This window comes from Pseudomonas sp. o96-267, from assembly GCF_003935465.1.
GTDB classification, from domain to species: Bacteria; Pseudomonadota; Gammaproteobacteria; order Pseudomonadales; family Pseudomonadaceae; genus Aquipseudomonas; species Aquipseudomonas sediminis.
On record NZ_RHQP01000031.1, the window covers coordinates 37,709 to 56,803 of the forward strand.

14 protein-coding genes are annotated in these 19,095 nt (G+C 57.1%); 7 read left to right on the forward strand and 7 right to left on the reverse strand.

Annotation, left to right across the window (positions count from 1 at the left end):
* Window positions 1–39 precede the first annotated feature (39 nt).
* Together EGJ86_RS19385 and EGJ86_RS19390 are read right to left on the reverse strand one after the other, a co-directional pair.
* Complete coding sequence (locus EGJ86_RS19385) at window positions 40–843, reverse strand: 3'-5' exonuclease (protein WP_125836268.1); 804 nt, start codon at window positions 841–843, stop codon at window positions 40–42.
* A 13-nt stretch (window positions 844–856) separates the two neighbouring features.
* Window positions 857–1,864, reverse strand: a complete 1,008-nt coding sequence (locus tag EGJ86_RS19390; RefSeq protein ID WP_125836269.1) for a sprT domain-containing protein — start codon at window positions 1,862–1,864, stop codon at window positions 857–859.
* A 113-nt stretch (window positions 1,865–1,977) separates the two neighbouring features.
* Here EGJ86_RS19390 and EGJ86_RS19395 point away from each other — a divergent pair, with 113 nt between their 5' ends.
* Complete coding sequence (locus tag EGJ86_RS19395; RefSeq protein WP_125836270.1) at window positions 1,978–2,232, forward strand: hypothetical protein; 255 nt, start codon at window positions 1,978–1,980, stop codon at window positions 2,230–2,232.
* A gap of 14 nt (window positions 2,233–2,246) precedes the next feature.
* Here the strand turns inward: EGJ86_RS19395 and EGJ86_RS19400 are convergent, their stop codons facing one another.
* Window positions 2,247–2,771: a hypothetical protein gene (locus EGJ86_RS19400; protein WP_125836271.1), complete on the reverse strand. Its 525-nt coding sequence runs from the start codon at window positions 2,769–2,771 to the stop codon at window positions 2,247–2,249.
* A 519-nt stretch (window positions 2,772–3,290) separates the two neighbouring features.
* Between EGJ86_RS19400 and EGJ86_RS19405 the strand changes: the two genes are divergently transcribed.
* On the forward strand, window positions 3,291–4,001 hold the full coding sequence (locus EGJ86_RS19405; RefSeq protein WP_125836272.1) for a hypothetical protein: 711 nt from the start codon (window positions 3,291–3,293) through the stop codon (window positions 3,999–4,001).
* A gap of 3,999 nt (window positions 4,002–8,000) precedes the next feature.
* Here the strand turns inward: EGJ86_RS19405 and EGJ86_RS19410 are convergent.
* Window positions 8,001–8,894 carry a hypothetical protein gene (locus EGJ86_RS19410; protein WP_125836273.1) on the reverse strand — a complete coding sequence of 298 codons (894 nt, stop codon included), beginning with the start codon at window positions 8,892–8,894 and terminating at the stop codon, window positions 8,001–8,003.
* A gap of 997 nt (window positions 8,895–9,891) precedes the next feature.
* Between EGJ86_RS19410 and EGJ86_RS19415 the strand changes: the two genes are divergently transcribed.
* The 5 genes from EGJ86_RS19415 (at window position 9,892) to EGJ86_RS19435 (ending at window position 14,989) form a co-directional block, all read left to right on the forward strand.
* Entirely contained in the window at window positions 9,892–10,671 is a 780-nt protein-coding gene (locus tag EGJ86_RS19415; RefSeq protein WP_158620909.1) for a type IV secretory system conjugative DNA transfer family protein, read from the forward strand.
* Window positions 10,672–11,018: 347 nt separating this feature from the next.
* Complete coding sequence (locus EGJ86_RS19420) at window positions 11,019–11,912, forward strand: ATPase, T2SS/T4P/T4SS family (RefSeq protein WP_372237978.1); 894 nt, start codon at window positions 11,019–11,021, stop codon at window positions 11,910–11,912.
* Window positions 11,912–12,214 carry a hypothetical protein gene (locus tag EGJ86_RS19425; RefSeq protein ID WP_125836276.1) on the forward strand — a complete coding sequence of 101 codons (303 nt, stop codon included), beginning with the start codon at window positions 11,912–11,914 and terminating at the stop codon, window positions 12,212–12,214. Before EGJ86_RS19420 ends, EGJ86_RS19425 begins: the two co-directional genes overlap by 1 nt.
* Window positions 12,215–12,238: 24 nt before the next feature.
* Window positions 12,239–13,327 carry a ParM/StbA family protein gene (gene parM / locus EGJ86_RS19430; RefSeq protein WP_125836277.1) on the forward strand — a complete coding sequence of 363 codons (1,089 nt, stop codon included), beginning with the start codon at window positions 12,239–12,241 and terminating at the stop codon, window positions 13,325–13,327.
* A gap of 618 nt (window positions 13,328–13,945) precedes the next feature.
* Window positions 13,946–14,989, forward strand: coding sequence for a hypothetical protein (locus EGJ86_RS19435; RefSeq protein ID WP_125836278.1), 1,044 nt, complete (start codon window positions 13,946–13,948; stop codon window positions 14,987–14,989).
* Window positions 14,990–15,226: 237 nt separating this feature from the next.
* Here the strand turns inward: EGJ86_RS19435 and EGJ86_RS19440 are convergent, their stop codons facing one another.
* The 3 genes from EGJ86_RS19440 to EGJ86_RS19450 all read right to left on the reverse strand — a co-directional run bounded on the left by EGJ86_RS19440 (window position 15,227) and on the right by EGJ86_RS19450 (window position 19,066).
* Complete coding sequence (locus EGJ86_RS19440) at window positions 15,227–15,721, reverse strand: hypothetical protein (protein WP_125836279.1); 495 nt, start codon at window positions 15,719–15,721, stop codon at window positions 15,227–15,229.
* Between the two features lie 436 nt (window positions 15,722–16,157).
* Window positions 16,158–18,527 (reverse strand): DotA/TraY family protein, encoded by a 2,370-nt coding sequence (locus EGJ86_RS19445; protein ID WP_125836280.1) that lies wholly within the window; start codon window positions 18,525–18,527, stop codon window positions 16,158–16,160.
* Window positions 18,524–19,066 (reverse strand): hypothetical protein, encoded by a 543-nt coding sequence (locus tag EGJ86_RS19450; protein WP_125836281.1) that lies wholly within the window; start codon window positions 19,064–19,066, stop codon window positions 18,524–18,526. The genes EGJ86_RS19445 and EGJ86_RS19450 overlap by 4 nt, the downstream gene beginning before the upstream one ends.
* Window positions 19,067–19,095 lie beyond the last annotated feature (29 nt).

Below are 19,095 nucleotides of genomic sequence, written 5' to 3' on the forward strand. Positions count from 1 at the left end.
TGTTCATCCCGCGTGAGCACACCATGCGCCGCGCGCCAATCATCCAGCCTGGCCAGCCGACTTCCTTCGGGCCGGCAGCCTGCCGTTCTGTCTGCGCTCAAGAAAACGGAGCACGCCCAGGGCCATCCTGGCATCTGCAAGCGCCCGGTGCGCCCCGCTCTCCAGTACCCCACACGCCTCTGCCGCCTCGATCAGCTTCGACCATCGCCATTCGTCGCGCCCACGCTCACGAATGCGCGTCCACTGCGCATACAGCCGCATGGCGCAAGCCGTCTCAATGGGAGGCACCGGCAACCCGTAAAGTTCATGGGTCTGACGCAGCAGCCGCTTGTCGAAGTCGGCGCTGTAGGCGATCACCGTCTTGCCCGCGACAATCGCGGCATACTCGGCGGCAAGCTCCGGCCAGCTGGGCGCGCTGGCCACCATCGCGTTGCTGATCCCGTGAATCCAGCTCGCCTCATCCGGTATCGGCTGACTGGGGCGCACCAGGGTATCCATGAGCGGGACACCCTCGGCATCAAGGATGGCGATTTCGCACACCTCATCACTACGGCCCAGCCCAGTTGTCTCCACATCCAGTACAACGACCGGACTCCCGAGCAACCTCTTGGCATAGGCCGCTACCGCCTTGCGATCCTCTTGCGCAGCTCCGCAGCTCCACCGGTATGGCACACAGCTCTCCAGGGCATAGACCTCATAAGTGCCTTGGCCTTGCCACACCACGCCCGCAGGCTTGGCACCCGGCGCAGGCATGAGCTGGTGATCGGACTTCAGGTGCGCCCTGCACTTCCAACCGTTCGCTATCGCCTCTACCGGACTCAAGTGTTTGCGCTTGTACGCCATACGGCCTCCTAACTCAGGAAGCCTCGGCCTTGGCCTTGGCGCGCTTCGATGTCACCACGACCATCTGCTCTGCCTCATGCGGCGTGTCATCCGATCCGAGGCAGGCTACGCGCAAGGTGGGCTTACCCCACGTCTTGGCCTCACAGATCGGGCATTGAAACGTGGTCTTGCTGGCGCCCTTGGCTGCCTCACGCGGCTCAATGCCCTGCTGCTGCAGTTCCTCAACCCGGACAGGCTCATAGCGCTTCATCGGCGGCGGGGCCGGCTTACCTGGCACCGGGACTGGCTGGGTATCAAGAGCTGAGGTATCGGATGACAGCTCACCGCTCTCCACGGCAGCGAAGACAGCTTCTAGGGCACCGCCCTCCCCTTCCGCGCCAGCTTCGACCGTCGCGTTTACCAGGGCACCACTCTCGGCACCAAGGGCGTCCCCGGCATCATCGACAGTGAACGCTGACAGGCCAGCATCTACCAGCAGCTCATCGCCACCCGCGCCGGATGACTCTGGCAACGTCTTCGGCGGGAACCGATCCACCCAGGACAGCGTGAAATCTTCGTCAACAAGGCGCGAGCACGCGCTATCGAATGGCCCGCCATCGATCACATAGGTCTGCACATTGTCACCCACGCGCCGCCCGCCCGGCCTGCCCGTCGAGGTGGGCATCAACCCGATACCCTCGCACATGTCAGCCCACTCGGTATTTCTGTACCGCCGACGCGGCAGCTTGTCCCGCTTCGTGTTCAGCAGCTGATCCAGGCTCACCATTTCGCGCACAAGGACGCTCAGGGTTTCATGGATAGTCCGCACGGCGAAGTAGCTCGGGTTCAGCGCAATCTCATGCGCCTGCACACCGCCCGCCCGGCTCTGAAATTGATTGGCCGAGAAGTAGCCGTAGGTGTCGTGCTGGCGCTGGAGCGTGATAACGCAAGGAGGCAGCCGCCCATCAAAAAGCTCTTGGTTGAAGAACTCGTAGGCTTTCTGCAGTTCGTCGTAGACCTGCTGCGTGGGTTTTGCTGACACCGCAATCCTCCTGTGGATCGTACTATCCACGTCCGTGCCGCGAGACTCTAAAGCCCTTCCTAGAGCATCTAAAAATATATATATTTAAAGCGCACACCCAAGCAGGCAAAAGCATGAGCATCATAAGCAAAACCGTCGAAGGCTCGACCTACTACACCACCACCTCGCGCGGCACCGTCTACAGCCTTCGCTATCACGCCGGCCAGTGGGAGCTGCACTCCAAGCGACTGGCGCTGGGAAGCTCCAGCATGGGCAGCTTCCGCTTCTTCGACTCCCTCCATGATCTGGAGGCAGCCGTAACAGCCTTTCGTGGTATCGAGAAGCTGATCCTCCCCGCCACCACGACTGCTAATGCGATCTGGCACTAGCCCATCACTCACCACTAGATAACGTGCTTACTCGGCTCGGCACTGGCGACCATATCGCCAGCCGGCCTGAAGGACGCCTGCCCGTTCTCGATATCGCCCAGGAAGCCCCAGCCTTTCTGGCGCTTGAACCTGACCACGAGCGTCCACGTCCCAGGCTGCGCGGCGCTGATCATGTGAAACCGATCAGGGCGAATGACGTTGAGCCAGCGCACTTGCCGCTCAGCCGTCTGCATATCGGTCGCCAAATAGCGCTCGGTGTAGCCACCCGTGAGCACCAGCGACACAGCCGTCCACGGGTGATCGTGCAGCTCGGTGTCTTGGTCGCGGTCAACGAAATGGTGGAGGTAGATAGCGAGAGGACGAGTACGGACGATGGAGTAGCGCTCCAGGTACTCAGATTGCTGGCCATCAGGCAGCGTCTTGAATATGCGGCGGACAGGCAGCCGCTTCGCAATCCACAGAAGGACTTTTGACATCCTGCAGATGCGCGCGTCAGCTTTCTTGCCTAAGTTGCTGTTTTGTGGTTCGATGGCCGACATGAGAATACTCGCATCTTCTTAACGAGTATCACTATACCGTGTGAGGCGGCCTACACACAACGAGCCATAGGCTCACCCCTCCCCACACGCTGCACCAGATAGACCGGATACCGGCACTGGCGCAACTCCCAGCAGGCCACTTGGCCTCATGCCATTCGACTGAAATGGAAACCGATCTCCAGCTATAGGCTGGCGCTCGTGCATTCTGCTGCGCCTTGCTGGCGCATGATACTGGATATTTGCACAGGAGTTTTGTGCGGGCAAAAGAAACCCGGCTTTCTGACGAACCTTGGCGGGCATGATCAGAATCACCGGGAGGATTGGGGAACGCTTTATTTGCAGTTCGCATTGCGAACTTGAAGCGGCCCACACACAGTACGAATCCTCCCATTTCTGCGAACAGGCGTCAAACGCTATTTCGCAATTCCGATCAAAAACACCCTCCGAAAATGACATAAGCAGTTCGCACTGCGAAATTTCAGTCAGCAAGCCGACCTTATACCCGCCATCACGTAGAGCATGGTTAAGGTTGTCGATCTAAAAAATCGCGCCATCGAGCGGCTGGAAGCGTACCGGGATAACCCGCGCGCCCTGCCGTCGCTCACCTATGCCCGTTACCTGCCCAAAGCCAGCCTGCCGCGCCACAAGCAGAAACGACAGCTGTTCGCAGTGCGAAAACACAAACAGCACCAGATGCACGCGCAACACCGGATCAACTGCGTGCAGGTGCTTCAGTGGCTGATTAAGCGCCTGGATGTGCGAACCCGGCAGTGCGTCTTCGTCAATCCAGCCCGAAATATACGGCGCACTATCTATATACCAGAGATAGCCCGTCATATCGGCATCGACGAGCGTAGCGTTACCAGGGCCATGGACTCGCTGACACGATCCCGCTATGTCCTGCGGACAGTCGTTGGCAAGTCGAATCAGCGCTACCACTACTATCTAACAGAATTATTATTCCGTGATATTCAGCTGGATATCAGCCTGCGCATCATCACCGGCAAGCTCAAGGGTCTAGACAAGAAGGCCCAGAGAGAGGAAGCCGGCAACACCAAGCCAGCGCCTGCACCCGCTCCAGCTGCCGCCAAGGCACCCAAGCCCCATATACCAGAGCCGCCACCGCGCGTGCCAGAGCCTGACCCGCCGCCAGAGCCGCCACCCCAGCGCTCCCAGAGCGCCAGGGACAAGGCCATGAAAGAAATGCCGTTCAGGCTACGCAACCGCTGACCTTCCAGGGCACCGCAACGGATGCCCTCGCCCACACTTTCCCAAAATGATCAGTTCGCACTGCGAACAGCCTCTCCACACCCACGGTTTGACCGATCCACACCCTAAATCCACATAGCTGGCGCTGGCTCGACCTCAAAAACAGCCTCGGCAGCACACATCCTCTCGCGCCACCACAAAAATACTGTCACCACCCTACGGCTAAATTCTGTCACCCATAGTTGTGGGGAAAGAAGCTAGTAAGAGGCCAACCTGCAGCACCCCATCGTCGCCACCCACGCGCCCTTCTCGGGATCAGTCACGCGCTCAGCTCTCGTTGACCAAGAACACGCTTATCCACGGCACCAGAGATTTACTGTCACCACCAGGGCACCAAATACTGTCAGCTATAGTTGTTGGGGTTTAATGCTTGTATGTGGCACAGACAGCGACCCATCTGCACGCCACAGCATCATGCTCTCAGGTCAACCACAGACAGCCATCACACACCTTGGCAACCAAAGAGCAAAAGCGGGTAATCAGTGATACGAGTCGCGGCAACCTTCTGCGTATGCCTGTCAGCACATACCAGCCGTGAGAACGAATCGCTGATCGTCATCACCCATGCTCGCCACCACAGATGCCTATCTGCAGATGACAACAAGACCAATCCTAGAAAACGAGCTGTTCGCACTGCGAACTAGAAAGTTGAGCCTTCTGGCCAATTGGCTAAACCCGTGCAAGAAACTCAGGCGGTGATCTTCAGGTGCGCATGTAAGTGCTGAGCTGGCGCCCATGGTCGATCAGTCCCGTTACGCCAGTCAGGCTTGTTCGCAAGTTGCGGGCTTCGATAACGCGACCATTGCGCACTCTCTCACCAGGATGAACTGATCGACCTGGCAGTAGCTGGCGGTATGACTGCCGGCCTGCCAGCAGAAAGCAATGCGTGTCGTAACAAACAACACGTCATCCGCCAATGTGCGGACGCCATCAGCAGAGCATGGATCAGCGCGAACGCGGGCAATTGCAGCGGCATCCTGCTGGCGCTCGAAATCCCAGTGAGGCGCTGTTCGCACTGCGAACTGGTAGAAATCCCTGCAAACCATTGCGCTGCACATTGAAAAGCACGCACTTCAGCAAAGACCAAGGCAGCAAACCTCAACACAGCGACCTAGCGAGCAGCACGAGTTTTCCGCCGCATGAGGCCCAGCCGGCACCGTGAACAGGTGTCTCAGTGAGCTTGGCCAGTTCGCTGACAAGCATCGTGTTCGTCATGCACATGACACGGGCAGCCAGCATGCAGGTGTCAATTTCTGCTGGCGCGTCTCCACGCGGGGACCTTCGCTGTCGCACTCTGCGAACGCGGCACCATCTGATGTAGTGCTGACGCCATTGCGGATCGATCTACGGCAAATGCGCAGCCCATTCGCATCAACGATCTATAAAGCAGCCGAAAGCGCCAGCACCCAAACCCAAACCAAGTTCGCATTGCGAACTGAATGCACATGCCGGCAATTGCAGCAAAGATCAATCGCGCGATCTTGGAACTCATGCGGATGCTTGCTGGCGCTGGAACCGGGCAGGCCACGCAACCCGTGGATTGGCAGCGCAGATCAGATAGCGATTACCCACGCCCAGGTACACGAGAAATCAGCAGTTCGCATTGCGAACAACCACCGTCAGTTTGCGAGCCAGCACTCTATGCCTTCACTCAGTATCGGGCGAACGCATGCGGCCCGATCAGCACCTGAGAGGCGGGTAGGAAACCTAATTCATTCGCCCGATGATGACCACCACCAGGGACGCGACTATCGCGCTGGCGCTAACCATTTGCGTGATCGGCAGTTCGCAGTGCGAACTGAACGCACTGGCCGGGATACTGAAACCGACGAGGATCGATCTACAGAACAGGCGCTGTTCGCTCACATCATTTGCCACACGGTAACGCGCATGCTCAGTTCGCATTGCGAACTGAATGTACCGACTGGCAACAGGCAATCGGCCAAGGCGGATGATGGTCGCCACCGCACAGCATGGAGATGACACCAACAGTTCGCACTGCGAACTACTGCGCCCCGGATGTGCGCAAGTGCAGGGCAACAGTTCGCGCGCCGGCCAGTGCAATCAGGGATGGGCAACCTCGATCCAATACAGCGCTCTCAGCATCCCTCATTCAGTTCGCACTGCGAACTGGTACAGGCAGCCTGCGCATAATGGCTCAAGTACGAAAGCACTCAAGCAAGTCTCGGCTGGCGCGTACTTGAGCGCCAGCCAGATCAGCAAGGATGCTCGTGAGCCTACCTGATCGATGCTGGCACAGATGCCGGGGTAGGGAGCCTGCGCGACATCGAGTCCCCACAAAGCCACGACAAGCACCACCAACGCCCCGATACCTTGCATCAGCGCATGATGCCCAGGCGTGAGTGAGCCTGTACTCACTCATCAGCATTAGGCACCCGCACCCGCCCGGATCATGACTGCACGGATGCAGGCCAGCAACCTTTCACGACACATAGCACCAGTGCCGAGGCAACGTCATAGCGCATCAGTTCGCACTGCGAACTGAGCAGGCACCTTGGCGCAAGCACGCAGTAATACGGAAGAACTCACCGAGCCACTTTCTCAAACGACCTGGCGGGAAACCGTGGTCGCTGTCGAATGTAGCCGCCGATATCGAATATCAAATGCTCGGCACCACGGTCACCGATCATCGTTGGCATGCGAAGCAGCTCGGTAGCGAAGATAGCCGTTGCCCAGATAACGAGCAGATGACTGACTCCGAGGACAAGCCTCATTTCCAGGGTCGTCCTTTGGGCAGCGAGTGCTACTGGACCAGCAGAGCTATATCAGCGTTGCAGTTCGCAGTGCGAACAAGATAAAGCAGGCATAGCAGTTCGACGCACGCCGGCCAAAGCACAGCTCGGCATCGCGCGCCAATGATCTACGGCCAAGGCAATCCCGAGCCTGTAACGCGGGCAGGTGATGCTGTCAGGGACAGAAGCCACGGCAACGAAGAGCGTCATCGCTATCAGGCTGCGCTGTGTCGGTCACGAGAAACCTTGTCGTTACCAAGCCAATGGGCGCTCGCCAACAGGGATGAGCTATCCATGGCAACGAGGACGAGCGATGCGTGAATGGACCGGTATCCAGCGGCAGTTCGCGGTGCGGAACGCTCAACTGTCGTACCAGAGGAAATGGCGGACTACCTGGCGCTGGTAGGGATGGCGCACCGATCCGAAAGACGTAGGTGCCTGGGCAGTACCTCCATAGAGAAGCAGCCCAAGCAGGGAAGAGGTGCTTGCGCTGTATAGACCGTACCTCACAGCCCATAGTACGGCTCAAGGCCGGCATAGTGCAGAGCGACTACCAGAGTGTAGATCGGAGAGGACTTCATGGTACGTCGCGGCAACTTGCTCGCTGCATGTCTAGCGGCAATCACTGCCGAGCGCAGGTGTCCGAGGCAACCTGAAGCTCCGATATAGAACGTACTTTGTGTTCGGGACATCGCAAGGAGACACCGGATGCCGGTCGTACTATCCAGTTGGACGGTGATCGTCGGAGGCTTATTGAGGCGCGTGGATCGTACTATCCAGACTGGATAAGCACGCTAGAGAGGATTGAGAGGCGATGGCTTGTGTGGATCGTACCATCCAGTCCGACCAGGAGGGCGGACACCACACAGGAGGCCTACAAGCCTACCGCAATGCCCATATCAGTGACAACGGCAGATCGACTCGGCAACAGGGCTGCTGGCGCTGGTAACGCCCGAAGGGACTCGGCAGCAGGGCGCTGGCGCTGGCAACGCCCGAAGGGACTCGGCAGCAGGGCGCTGGCGCTGGCAACGCCCGAAGGGACTCGGCAACAGGGCGCTGCGCTGGTAACGCCCGAAGGGACTCGGCAACCGGGCGCTGGCGCTGGTAACGCCCGAAGGGACTCGGCAGCAGGGCGCTGGCGCTGGCAACGCCCGAAGGGACTCGGCAGCAGGGCGCTGGCGCTGGCAACGCCCGAAGGGACTCAGCTTCACCGCATGTAGAAGGCCGACACCCCATCCTGATCTTCCTGCTTGGCAGCTGCCTCGGTCATCCCGCCAAACAGATCGCCCTGGGCGAACTTCACCCGTAGCGGATTGACCTTTCGGTCCCAGAGCTGGATATCGTCCGCGTCACCTGGCCAAGGCCTCGGCAGCACGAACTCGTAATCTCTGTCAGCCTTAGAGTCACGGGGACCGTAGTAGACCTGATTCGCCAACATGGAATGCCCCAGCATCGCAGCAAGCTCAAAGCGCGTGTACGCCATGCTCCGGCGCGTTTCCTCTGCGAAGATATGGCGACCCGTGTAAAGGCTGGCACCTGGCACGCCTTCGTCATCCGACGCACCAGCCGCTGTCGAGGCTTTGTCATCGACACCACGCTCTTTCGCTACTCGTTTCCAGGCACGATTCACTGTCATCCGAATCTTGTTGTAGAGGCTTCCGAATGAGTCCCCAGCCAACTGGACTTCTGCCAGGAAGCCCTTGAGCGTTTCGAGCTGCGAGGCAGGCCACTGATCAAGGACCAGGTAGCGCTTCTCGCGAAGTGGATTGTCCTCGCGGCGGTGGGACTGTTTGAGCGTGTGCGTCTCCAGCACCGGCCCAAGCGTCAGCATCGTCTCAGGGTCCGTGAAGGACTCAAGGTATCGCGCAGTCGGCCACTCTCGCGGCCTTAGACCTGTCATCAGGGTCGCCATGAACATAAGTGCAGACACGGGACCAGCCGTGTATCGCAGCCCACCCTTGGCATCCTCGGAAAGCAGCTGATCCATCAGGGCCATGTAAGCGCTCTTTTCCAGGCCAGCCAGGTTGCGCGTATTCGTCGTCACGGATTCAACCGTCACCACGGATCGCAAGTCCTCGGCATCACGATGGTCAGCAGCCATCACGGCCTCCTGTGACCCAGGAGGCGCCCAGTTGCGCATCATTGCAGCATCAGGATGACCCTCGGCCTCGAAAAACGCAGCCAGCCAACGGCGATAGCATTTCACCGTTGTCACCCCAAGGCCTTGATCACGAATCCTACGATTCAGCCAACACAACACGTCAGCCATATCGATCTCGCCACCCAGGCTCCCTGTTGTCTCCCTGCGGTAGGTCACCAATAGACCCATTGCCCGCCCACGAATCACATCTGAAAGCATCTAGCCCCCTGATCGGCCACGAAAATGGATATCGACACCAGCCAGTCAGGGACTCGCCAACGAAAGACGAATCGCATCGTTGGCACCCTTCGGATGGTGACGATTGCTCCTTGGTATCGAACGGTCACGGCGTTTGGTGTGTATCACCCCAAACACCATGACCTTAATAGAGTCGCACTGTTTTTAGGCGTTCATCGTGTGATACGCGAGGCGAGTGCATCCTGTGGTACAGGGTAGCCGTGCAGTGTGTGATACAGCAATGAAAACAGGTGGGCAGAGCATGAATTTCGGGGGCGGCTTACCCACCTTTTAATAATCTCAATACCAAAATAGCTGAGCGGACTCGCGTAAAACCGCGAGCGGTGTTCGACCTGGGTACTTACAGCCGGCTCTGCTGGCTTCGTGTGGCAATGAATGCCATTAAAAGCCATTCAATGGCCGGTATCACTCGATGTTCTCTTTTTTGAGCCAGGGCATCCGCTGCCATCAAGTGCCATTTCCAGCCATTTGATGGCATTAGATGCCACTTAATGGCTGTATCACACGGCGAACGCACTCGGGGCAAGAGCCAGCAGCTGTCAATCAAAACCTTTAACTGCCATTCAGTGCCATTTAATGCCATCCGGCACCAGCTTATGCCTTTGCCTGCCATCAAATGCCACTGAATGGCGGGCGACCTTGCGTGCGCACTAATCACGATTTAATATGCTTAAACCGTGTTGATCTTTTGGAGCATTGCATGGACTTCCCAGTAGCAGACGTGGCCATTCCGGCCCACCTTGAATCACCAGCTGAGCTGGTTGAGCTGAAGGCAATGCGTGGCATTGACCCTGATAAAAATGACGATGAAGAAGGGGCCGGGGCGGGCGGGCTGCGCTATAAGGCAATCCGCCAAGAGGCGTTGCGGGTTGGTGCTCAGACTGGTCTTGCCCACCGCTACGGCATGGTGATGAAGTACCTCGACGGGGTAGAGAGCAAGATCAACGTGATCTTCAGCTTCTCCGGCTTCGTGAAGGACGGGCGCTTGCTCGTACCATCTATTGTGGAAGTACCTAACCAGCTCTCCGCTGACCCCGAAACTGGCGATGTTCGCGTCATCCGCAACGCCTACACCATCGAAGAAGAAGCCAGGATCGTCTCGGTTGTGCCGACTTGGCGCGACTACCTGTGGCAGGAATTTAGCTACCCCGAAGAACCCCATCCGAGCCTGCTGCCTCGCACCAAGGGTGAGATCAAGGCATGGGAGCAAGCCGTCTATGAAGGATGGAAGGCCGGGGTTACCCAGGCAGACACCATCTACAGCGACCGCCTCGCTCAACTGACGATGGCAGTCGAAGGGCGCAACCTGTACACCACGCTTGAGAGCAAGAAGATGGTTTCTCCTGCTGCTCTCCAGGTCGTGTCTAATCGCGTGACGTTCAATGGCCGCACGATGAATGTAGGTGAGGTCATCTACACCATTAAGGAGCCGGGCAATTACACGCCTGCCGATGGATGGAGGCCTGTATGGACGCGCTGACTTTAGATCGTCCCCAAGTCAGGCATCAGGCACCGAATCAGCCCAGCGGGGCAGCCAGCATGTCAGAGGCTGTAGCTGCTCTTGGTGCAAACAAGGCTCTCGGCGCGCCTAGTTTCGATGATCCGATTAAGGTCGATCTGGCCGCGCTGAATCAGATGCTGCACTTCTGCCTCGATAACGGCGCAGATGATCTGCTGCTGATGGCAGGCGCGCCTTGGGCTGTGATCTGGTCTGACAAGGTTTGTCGCGTCGGAACGCGGGCGCTGTACGTGGAAGAACTGGAGCAGCTGTTGGTCGAGATGACTGGCAATGCTAATGCTCACATCGACATTGGTCGGGCCGAAGACTTGGACTTCACCTACGCGCTGCGCGTACAGCGCGGGCGCAATGTGCGCTTCCGCTGTAACGCAACGGGGTGCCTCGGGACGAATGGCCAGCGGGGCATTGAGATTGTTGCGCGCCCAACGGGGAAAGTGCCCCCCACGATGCTAGAGCTTGATCTGCCCGCGTACATCCGCGATGCAGCCATGCCCAAGGCAGGCATTGTCCTTATCTGTGGGCCTACTGGCTCGGGCAAGACCACTCTGCTCGATGCCATTATGCGGGGGCAGGCCACTCGGGAAGAGGGTCAGCACATCCTCACCTATTACGCGCCGGTCGAGAACGACCTGAACATTATTCCTGATTGCACTGGTTTGATTTCGCAGTGCGAAATCGGGAAAGCGGGCTACGGCGCAAACCTGAAGTCGTTCGCAGCTGCAACGCGCAACAGCCTGCGTCGGCACCCAATGGTGATTGCATATGGTGAGGCGCGCGACCCCGAGACGATTGAAGGGGCCGTGCTATCAGCGATGACTGGGCATGCAACCTACACCACTACCCACACCAGCAATGTCCACATGGCAATTCCACGGATGGCGGATGCGTTTTCTGGCGCTGATCGTAGCCGTGTTGCAAATGGCCTGATTGACCAGTCGCGGCTGATTGTTCATCAGCGGCTGGTAGCGCGTCCGAACGGCATTGGCCGCTCGCCTGTGCGTTCAGCCCTGGTGCTGACTCAGGACATTCGTACTGAGCTGCTGCGTACAAACATCGACCACCTGCCTATCGCAATGTTTGAGGCGGTCAAGGCTCACGGGATCGACCTGCTGAAAGACGCTGAAGCCCAGTTTTCCGCCGGCAAGATTCACGAGCGCGAGCTTTATGCCATCGAATCTGAAATGAAGGCGGGAGTGTTCTGATGCCGCTCAAGACGAAAGATGGAGAGATTGTCCTTACCTCGCATGCCTCTAAGTCATCGAGGGTCAACCTGAAGCTGTTCGAGGCTCACACCAGTGTGCTGGTGCCGTTGCTGGCTATCCCGGTACTTCCTTTCGGAACAACCATCAAGGTCAGCGCCATTTGTGTGCTGGTGCTGATCCTGCTTGAGCGGCGGGGGTGGACTCTCGGTGTTGCTCTGCGCCGAATGCGATCACGACTAGCAGGGCGCTACCGCTATCGAGTGACGCGCCACATGATCCTGCGCCGCTTGAAAATTGATTAAGACACTTTCATAGGAATAAGACAGATGACCACCCAAGCTAGCAATCGTAAACCTGCAGCAGCCAACAAGATGAGTCCGCGCCTTGTGGCGGATGACAATGGCTATGCCGCACACAAACTCGCGTGGATCGACCAAGCCGGCAAAATCATGACCGGGAAAGTTGCCACCATGATCCAGGCAGGCGGCAACGGCCTCAGCACAACCAAAGGCAATCGTGTTGGTGCCTATGGCGTCAACGGCAATGAGTACCACTGCTCCCCGATCATCAGCAGTCCACTCAACATCCGAAATCAAGACTACCCCGTGTCGGTAGCCAATCGCGTGCTCTTTAACCATGCGCTGGCGAAATTCGGTCTGCTGGGCGTCCCCGTCCGCGCGGCTGTGACGCTGCCGTTCCGTGACTACTTCAATGCGGACGGGACCATGAACGAAAAACTCAAGGATGCAGTGGAAACCAATTTCTCGACCCGTGACGTGACCGTGTTCAACAGCGAGTCCCAGCCTGACGTTATATCTGTCCGGGTCTGCGCCGAAGCGCTTTCGGCTTGGTTCGACTGGGCAATGGACGACCTGGGCAACATGACAGCCGACTACAACGAGCTGCACGACCTGAACGGTCAGATGCTCGTGGTGGACATTGGCGGTTCAACCACCGACCTGGTTGCGCTGGGGCTGGTCGATGGCGAGCTGCTGATCAATCATCAAAAGTCCGGCACCGAGAAAGTTGGCGTACTCGATGCCCTCAGCAAGCTCGATGACCTGGTGCGCGCAACCATGAACGCTGAGGGTGCCGCTGGTATGTCGAGCCATGACAGCAAAATGCCGCAGAACCTGCTCGAAATGATTCTGGAAAAAGGCAAGTGCAGCTATGCAGGCAAAGGCTGGAACTTTGAAGGTGAGCGCGATGCTGCTTGCCGTGGCGTAGCTGAGAGCATTGTCAGCTACATCAAGAGCAAGGTCGGTAATCCAGGCCAGTACAACTACATCTTGGTCGTTGGCGGTGGTGCCATCGTCTTCAAGAAGTGGATCACCGAAATCTTCACCAATGCCACCTTCGGTGATGAGTTCTCCAATGCACGCGGCGCGCTGAAGTACATGCGCGGCGCAATGTAAGGAGAGGTGGGCATGGCTCGCAGGGCACCAACTGGAATCCATAGTGAGTTCAAAGGGCGGATCGCCTTAACTATCAGGGCACCTGAAGGTGACTCCGTGCGGGCTAACCTGCTCCGGCGTCTTGTGGGCGAGATGGAAGAGCACCATCAAACCGGTCACCTCATTGAGTGGGTTCGCGAAGCCTTACTGGAGCGTATTGCGCGGGAGGTCCGAGCGGAGCAGGGGGTTGTGCTGGTTGAGCAGGCAGGAGCGGCTATCCAGCCGGGCGTTGGGAGGGCCGAAAGTCCGAAGCCAAGAGCAGTGGAACCTGTTCGGGAAACGGTCGTACCTACGCCAATCCGCCCACACGTAAGCGGGGCGTCTGATGGAGCGGCTGAGCCTGACGCTGAAAATGATGACGAGGACACAGCTCCAGCGAGGCTGCCTGCCGGGCTAAGGAGCATGTGATAGGTTTCGTTGTCCAAGAGCCGCTCAGGGAAGCCTGGGCGGTTTTTTTATGCCTGCAGAATCTGCAAATGAATCGCTATCACAGGCGGAAAAAAAAGGCAAATACTTCTTGCCTTGTCTGTATTATTTGATAATATTATATCGTGCCAGGAATTTAGATGGAGTGTGAGCATGATCGGTGCTGTCCTTGATGCTTTCAGGTTCTTCGTAGCCCGCCCAGCGGTGGGGCTTGTTCGGGGCTTTTTCGGTGGCGGTGGCTATAAGCCGCGCAATGACGTGCTGGAGGGCGTTAAGGACCAGTGCGCCAATCTTCCTGCAGGCCAGCAGGTTCGCCTGCCGTGGCTGCATAGCGGTGACGCGGTGGTGCCGCACCTGAACGACACTGGGCGGCTGCTCGCCTACACCGCCATTGCAAGCGGCTGGTTCGGCTTGACCGAGCGCGTGTCTGGCCGCGAGCGCGACTATCGCTACTACTATCGCCAAGATATGACCGGCAACTGGTTTGCCGAGATTTGGTCCGTGTGGAAGTCGAGCTTCTGGGCAGCGCTCCTGATCTTCCCGTACTTCGGCTGGGCCAATCGCGCCGCAGAAGGCCGTTCGCTGGATGATCATGTCGGCTTCATCCTGCTGATGATGGGCGCACTGCTTATGCTGTTCTTCCTGCCTCGGGCGATTCTGGGGCAGCACGGGGCGCACCTCGCGGCTATCAGCTTGATCAATAAGCCGACCTTCAACTACTCGGCTGCCCAGGTGGTCAACTGGCTGGCAGGCCTGACAGGCGTGAGCTTTGTGTGGATGTCGTTCGGTCTCGAATGGCACCCTGTCGAGTCGGTTTCGTTTTGGACCGGCACGGTATTCGAGGCACTGGATGATCTGTTTAGCTTCAATTATGGGCGTGGGGTGCTTGGTGTTATTCGTGATGTTCTGATCGCCTTTATTGGTCTGCCTCTCGCAGGTATTGCGATGGCTTCCTTCATCGGCGCTTGCTTCTGGTCTGTCTCGCTCCGCTTCCGGGCATTCCGCGAGGCCAAGGCGCAGCTCCTGGCAGTTGGCTATAACGACAACCAGGCAAACATGTTCAATGACGGTACATTCAGCTATGCCACTTCTGTGGTTATGCCGCAGATCGCACTGGGTTCGTTGATCCATACAGGACTTATGTTCTACATCCTGTTCCCGATCTTTAACTCCGCATATAACCTGTTCTTCGGCTAACAAATGCGCCCACCCTCGGAGGAAGCATGAAGTAGCACGCCGACCTGAGCACATAAAGCCCCGTCCCTGTACGGGGTTTTTTTTCGCCTATGTAAAGGGCTGGCTTAGATGAGCCAATTAGCACCTGCCGTAACCGTCCGCCGAACCCATCTCCCGGCTTCTTCCAGATAGCGGCATGGTGTGCACCTATTTTTGGTGGACCTAGGTGTTTTACTCGATCAACTTAGCGCATCAAGGTTAGTAAATTGTGCCCGGATACAGGTCAAGGCAGGCTTTAGCAATCAGCTTCGACGCGATCGTGCTTTGCGTTTGCCCACCATTATCTGCGAAGCATTCTTTAGCCGAGTCATACCCGAAAATAAGATCCGCTTCTGGACCCCTGGCGTAAGTCGGATGCTTGCGGCAGTTGATTGCTACGGTTCTAGCTGATAGATCGTTCTGCACGTCTGGCGCTTCTTCCAGGATGCAGCGTTGGTAGGACATCGAGCCGTGCGATGGACTGGCCTCATACAGCCTTGCGCTCTCAGCCTTCTGCTGCTCCAGCTGGTGTGCCGCTTTTGCTGACTGTACCCGCTGACTACATGCCATCATTTCTTGCGAAATTGCCTGCCCAGGACCTGGCCAGTATTTACTACAATCTTCATACATTTCGCTCGGGTGCTGTGCCTGCGCAGTTAACACCACGCCAGCAAGCAGTAGTGACGCGAGGGCATTCCTTTTAGTCGATTCCATGCTTTCCATATCCGGCCAGTGGTACTAATTATTTCCCCTTATACCACTCAGTGCCAAGTTACGTCTGCAGCGAAGCTTGGTAATGCAGAGTCGGATGCGCCGTAGATCGTACAGCCCCGATTCAAACGGTCGGTGATTTGCGATGTGCCACAGTAAATGGCCAGGCGCACTGGCTCCGACAGATCCGCTACTTCCGCTCAATTTTTACAATCGAGATTTGTACGTACCAAGTCCCATCTGGCCGTGGGAAAACCCTGGATGAGCAGCACGGATCGCCTTCGCCGGCCGTCCAGTAGCGGATGCGTGCGGGCTTGGCCTTTGAATCACCAGTGCGATCTTTGCTTGCACAAGTAGGGCAGGGCGACTGGATAGTCACACATGAAAAAGCCCCGCAGGGTATAGGTCGCAATGCGGGGCTTCTTCTAACCGGTCATCCTTATGTTTTAGCCGGAGGCGTTTCGGTTGGGCTGGCTGATGGTTGCTTACCGTGACCAGCTCGACTTCTGGCTACGTGCTGGGCAGCGCTCTCGGATTTGCTGGAAAGCACACCGATGTTGTTACGGACTTCCCTTTCATTGCCGGTGTCACCAGTCACTTCCTGGCCACCATTGATCCAGCGAAGGCCGCGCTCGAAAAGCTCCGAAGGTAGACCGAATACCCTGGTCAGCGCGCTGTAGGCAAAGATCGAGCTTATGATCACCGAGCCAAGGAAGATGAAAATCATCACAAAGCCGGAGACGACGACACCCTGGACGTAATCAAAGAACCAGGACACCAGCCACGCCAGTGGTTTGAGAGCCACGAAAATGGCGAAGAAGCCTGCTACACGGAGAATCGGATTCAGGTACAGCCCGATCATCAGCATGTAGCCTTGGCGTGTGTGTTCGCTTCCCCAGCCTTCTTTCTCAGCGGTCCCGTGCGCAGCCATCCACATTGGGGAAATGAGCAAGCACTCGATAAAGAACAGCATCCAACTGATCACGCCCATTAGCCAGAGGCTAAGCGGAATTGTTGGAAGAACCACGCCGAGCGTGAAGCCGACAATGATCAGCATCAGGATTAGCTGGTCTATCAGGCCGCTAATGTCTTCCAGCTGTAGGCTAATCGCGTTGGCTGCAGTGCTGCCGACAGTCGTAGCGACCTTGGCAAGCCAGCCGGCCCCAGGAATTTTACCGACGACATTTCCAACGCTGTCTGCGATCTCTCCTGCCTTGTTAAGCACGGCTATGGAGGTGTTGATGGTTATAGATTTCGCCCACCAACTAACCTCTGCAAGTGTGCTCATTGCAGAGCCAAAATACTGGAGGTTGATAATCAGGTCGTCGGGGCCATTTTTGAACATTGCAGCTTTGATGCTGCCCGCAAAAAAGCTATAGATTTTTGATTTTACAGTATCGACCCAGCCGTCACCTTCAGCGCCAGCATCCGAAATGGCTGAGAGGGATGGGATTGAGTCAGGTTGTCCGAATTTCTGGCTTGTCGTGACTTCCTTAGTTTGATCAATTACAGCGTACTGCTTGCGCAGACCATTGATACGAGCGGATACCTCAGACAGGCGCTCATCAGATAGCCACTCCTGATCAATGTTCGGTGGCGTGATGGCCGCATCAAAGGATGCGGCCAACTTGTTGATTTCGGACTGATTGACGTTTATCTGCCAGAAAATAGTCCCGAGCGCAGGCCATCCCATTGCTTTAGTTTGCTCGCGCCAGCCGGCGCTGTCTTTGTGTGCGTTCTTGCTGTCATTGATGTTGTTTACAGCGGTAGCAATCAGTTGCTGGCTATCAGAATTGTAAGTGACAATAGCATCATTAACTTTATTGGCAGCACTGTTAATTTTACCTTGAAGGCTGGCTACTGCTTGCTCATAGGAACTCTGTGCGCCTTCACCTTGCGACTGCATTTGCCGCAAGGCGGATTCATCGGCCAGAATTTCAGCTGCAATAGGGACTGCCAAGTCACGCACCTTCTTTAGCAGCGCGACTTGCCCGGTGGAAATTTTCTCAGGGGCACCGTCTGCAGCCGTTAAGTCGTCGCGCCAGAGACGGTCTTTCATCCAGCTACTATTATTCTGGATGGAGAATGCAACTGCACCGCAGTAATCATTGCGAGGATTGTTGTGATTGCCCCAAGTCGATGGCTCGTTGTACTTGTAAGAAGTCTTGGCTACTAGCCGATCACCTTGCTTCCCATCAGTCGTCTCGACCGTGATAGTTTCCTTTCCGGTGTACGAGTTAATGTACTGACGACATACTTCGCTTTCGATAAGACCGAAGACGACGCCGCGACCGTCAGCTAGGGCCGGCGCTCGGTATGCGCCAAAGTCATACAAGTAGTCGAGGCCGACACCCATGACGTAGGTTCCGTGCGCATTACCCTTTTCGGCTACGGTAATAACCCCGTATTGCAGCGTGCTGTAACCACTGGAAAGCGGGATGAGCAAGATGGTTGCGGCGCTGACGCGGATCGGTGCCCAGAATGAGGAAATAACCTGGCCACCGGGAATACCCTTGTTGGCCGTCTGGAACACATAAGTTGCGCCACCGATAACCGCGAGAAATGCCATCATTGCTAGCGCAATGGCATTCAGTGTCAGTGAGACTACGGATAGCAGGGACTTATCACCAAAAACAGGTGTCTCAGCTCCATGTGCAATCCAGTTAATTGCCTTCTGGCCGAAGTCCTGGGAATAGTCGAGGCCCTGAACCTCGGTTATCGTTCCGGTGTCCCCAAATACCACTGTAGAGGCTGCTACGGTGGCTAGCGCAAGTAGCACTGTAGCAATTTCCCTCCTTGGTTTATTCATGCCTTCGGCTCCTGTATTGGGGTGGGTTGGCGTTTGGCCAGCTCCCGCTGGATGAGTGCTCGTGAGTGATTGCTCGTTAGCGCCTTCATCAGGCAGAAAATGAATACAGGCGCGCCCTGTAGCAGCCACCCGTTGAACCAGGCATCGAATCGGATGCCTGCGGCAAGGCCCTTCGTGGTTGAGTAGGAAGCCCACAAGCAGGCCGGCACAGTGAACAGCAGAATCATGCAGTGCGAGAGAAGTGACCGTTGCAGAATGGTTGTATCGATGGAGGCAAGGTCGTAATAGGTTTCGGCCTCCTGCTTTTCACGGCGGAGCATTTGGCGCAGTAGAGGAAAGCTGGCCCTGTGCTTTAGATGCCCGAATTGGCGCTGCCAGGCGTCAATGGCCAAGATCGTTCGCGTCACCTTGCGGGTCTTGGCGAAGCGTTTGCGGGGGCGCTCCTGCGCCTGCTGCTGTTGCTCGTGGGCCTCATTTTCCTCAAGCGCTTGGGCGTTTTCTGCGCTCGATACACCCTGATTGTCTGTTGGTACGTTCACGGTTTGGCCGACTCTTGGTGTATGGTATA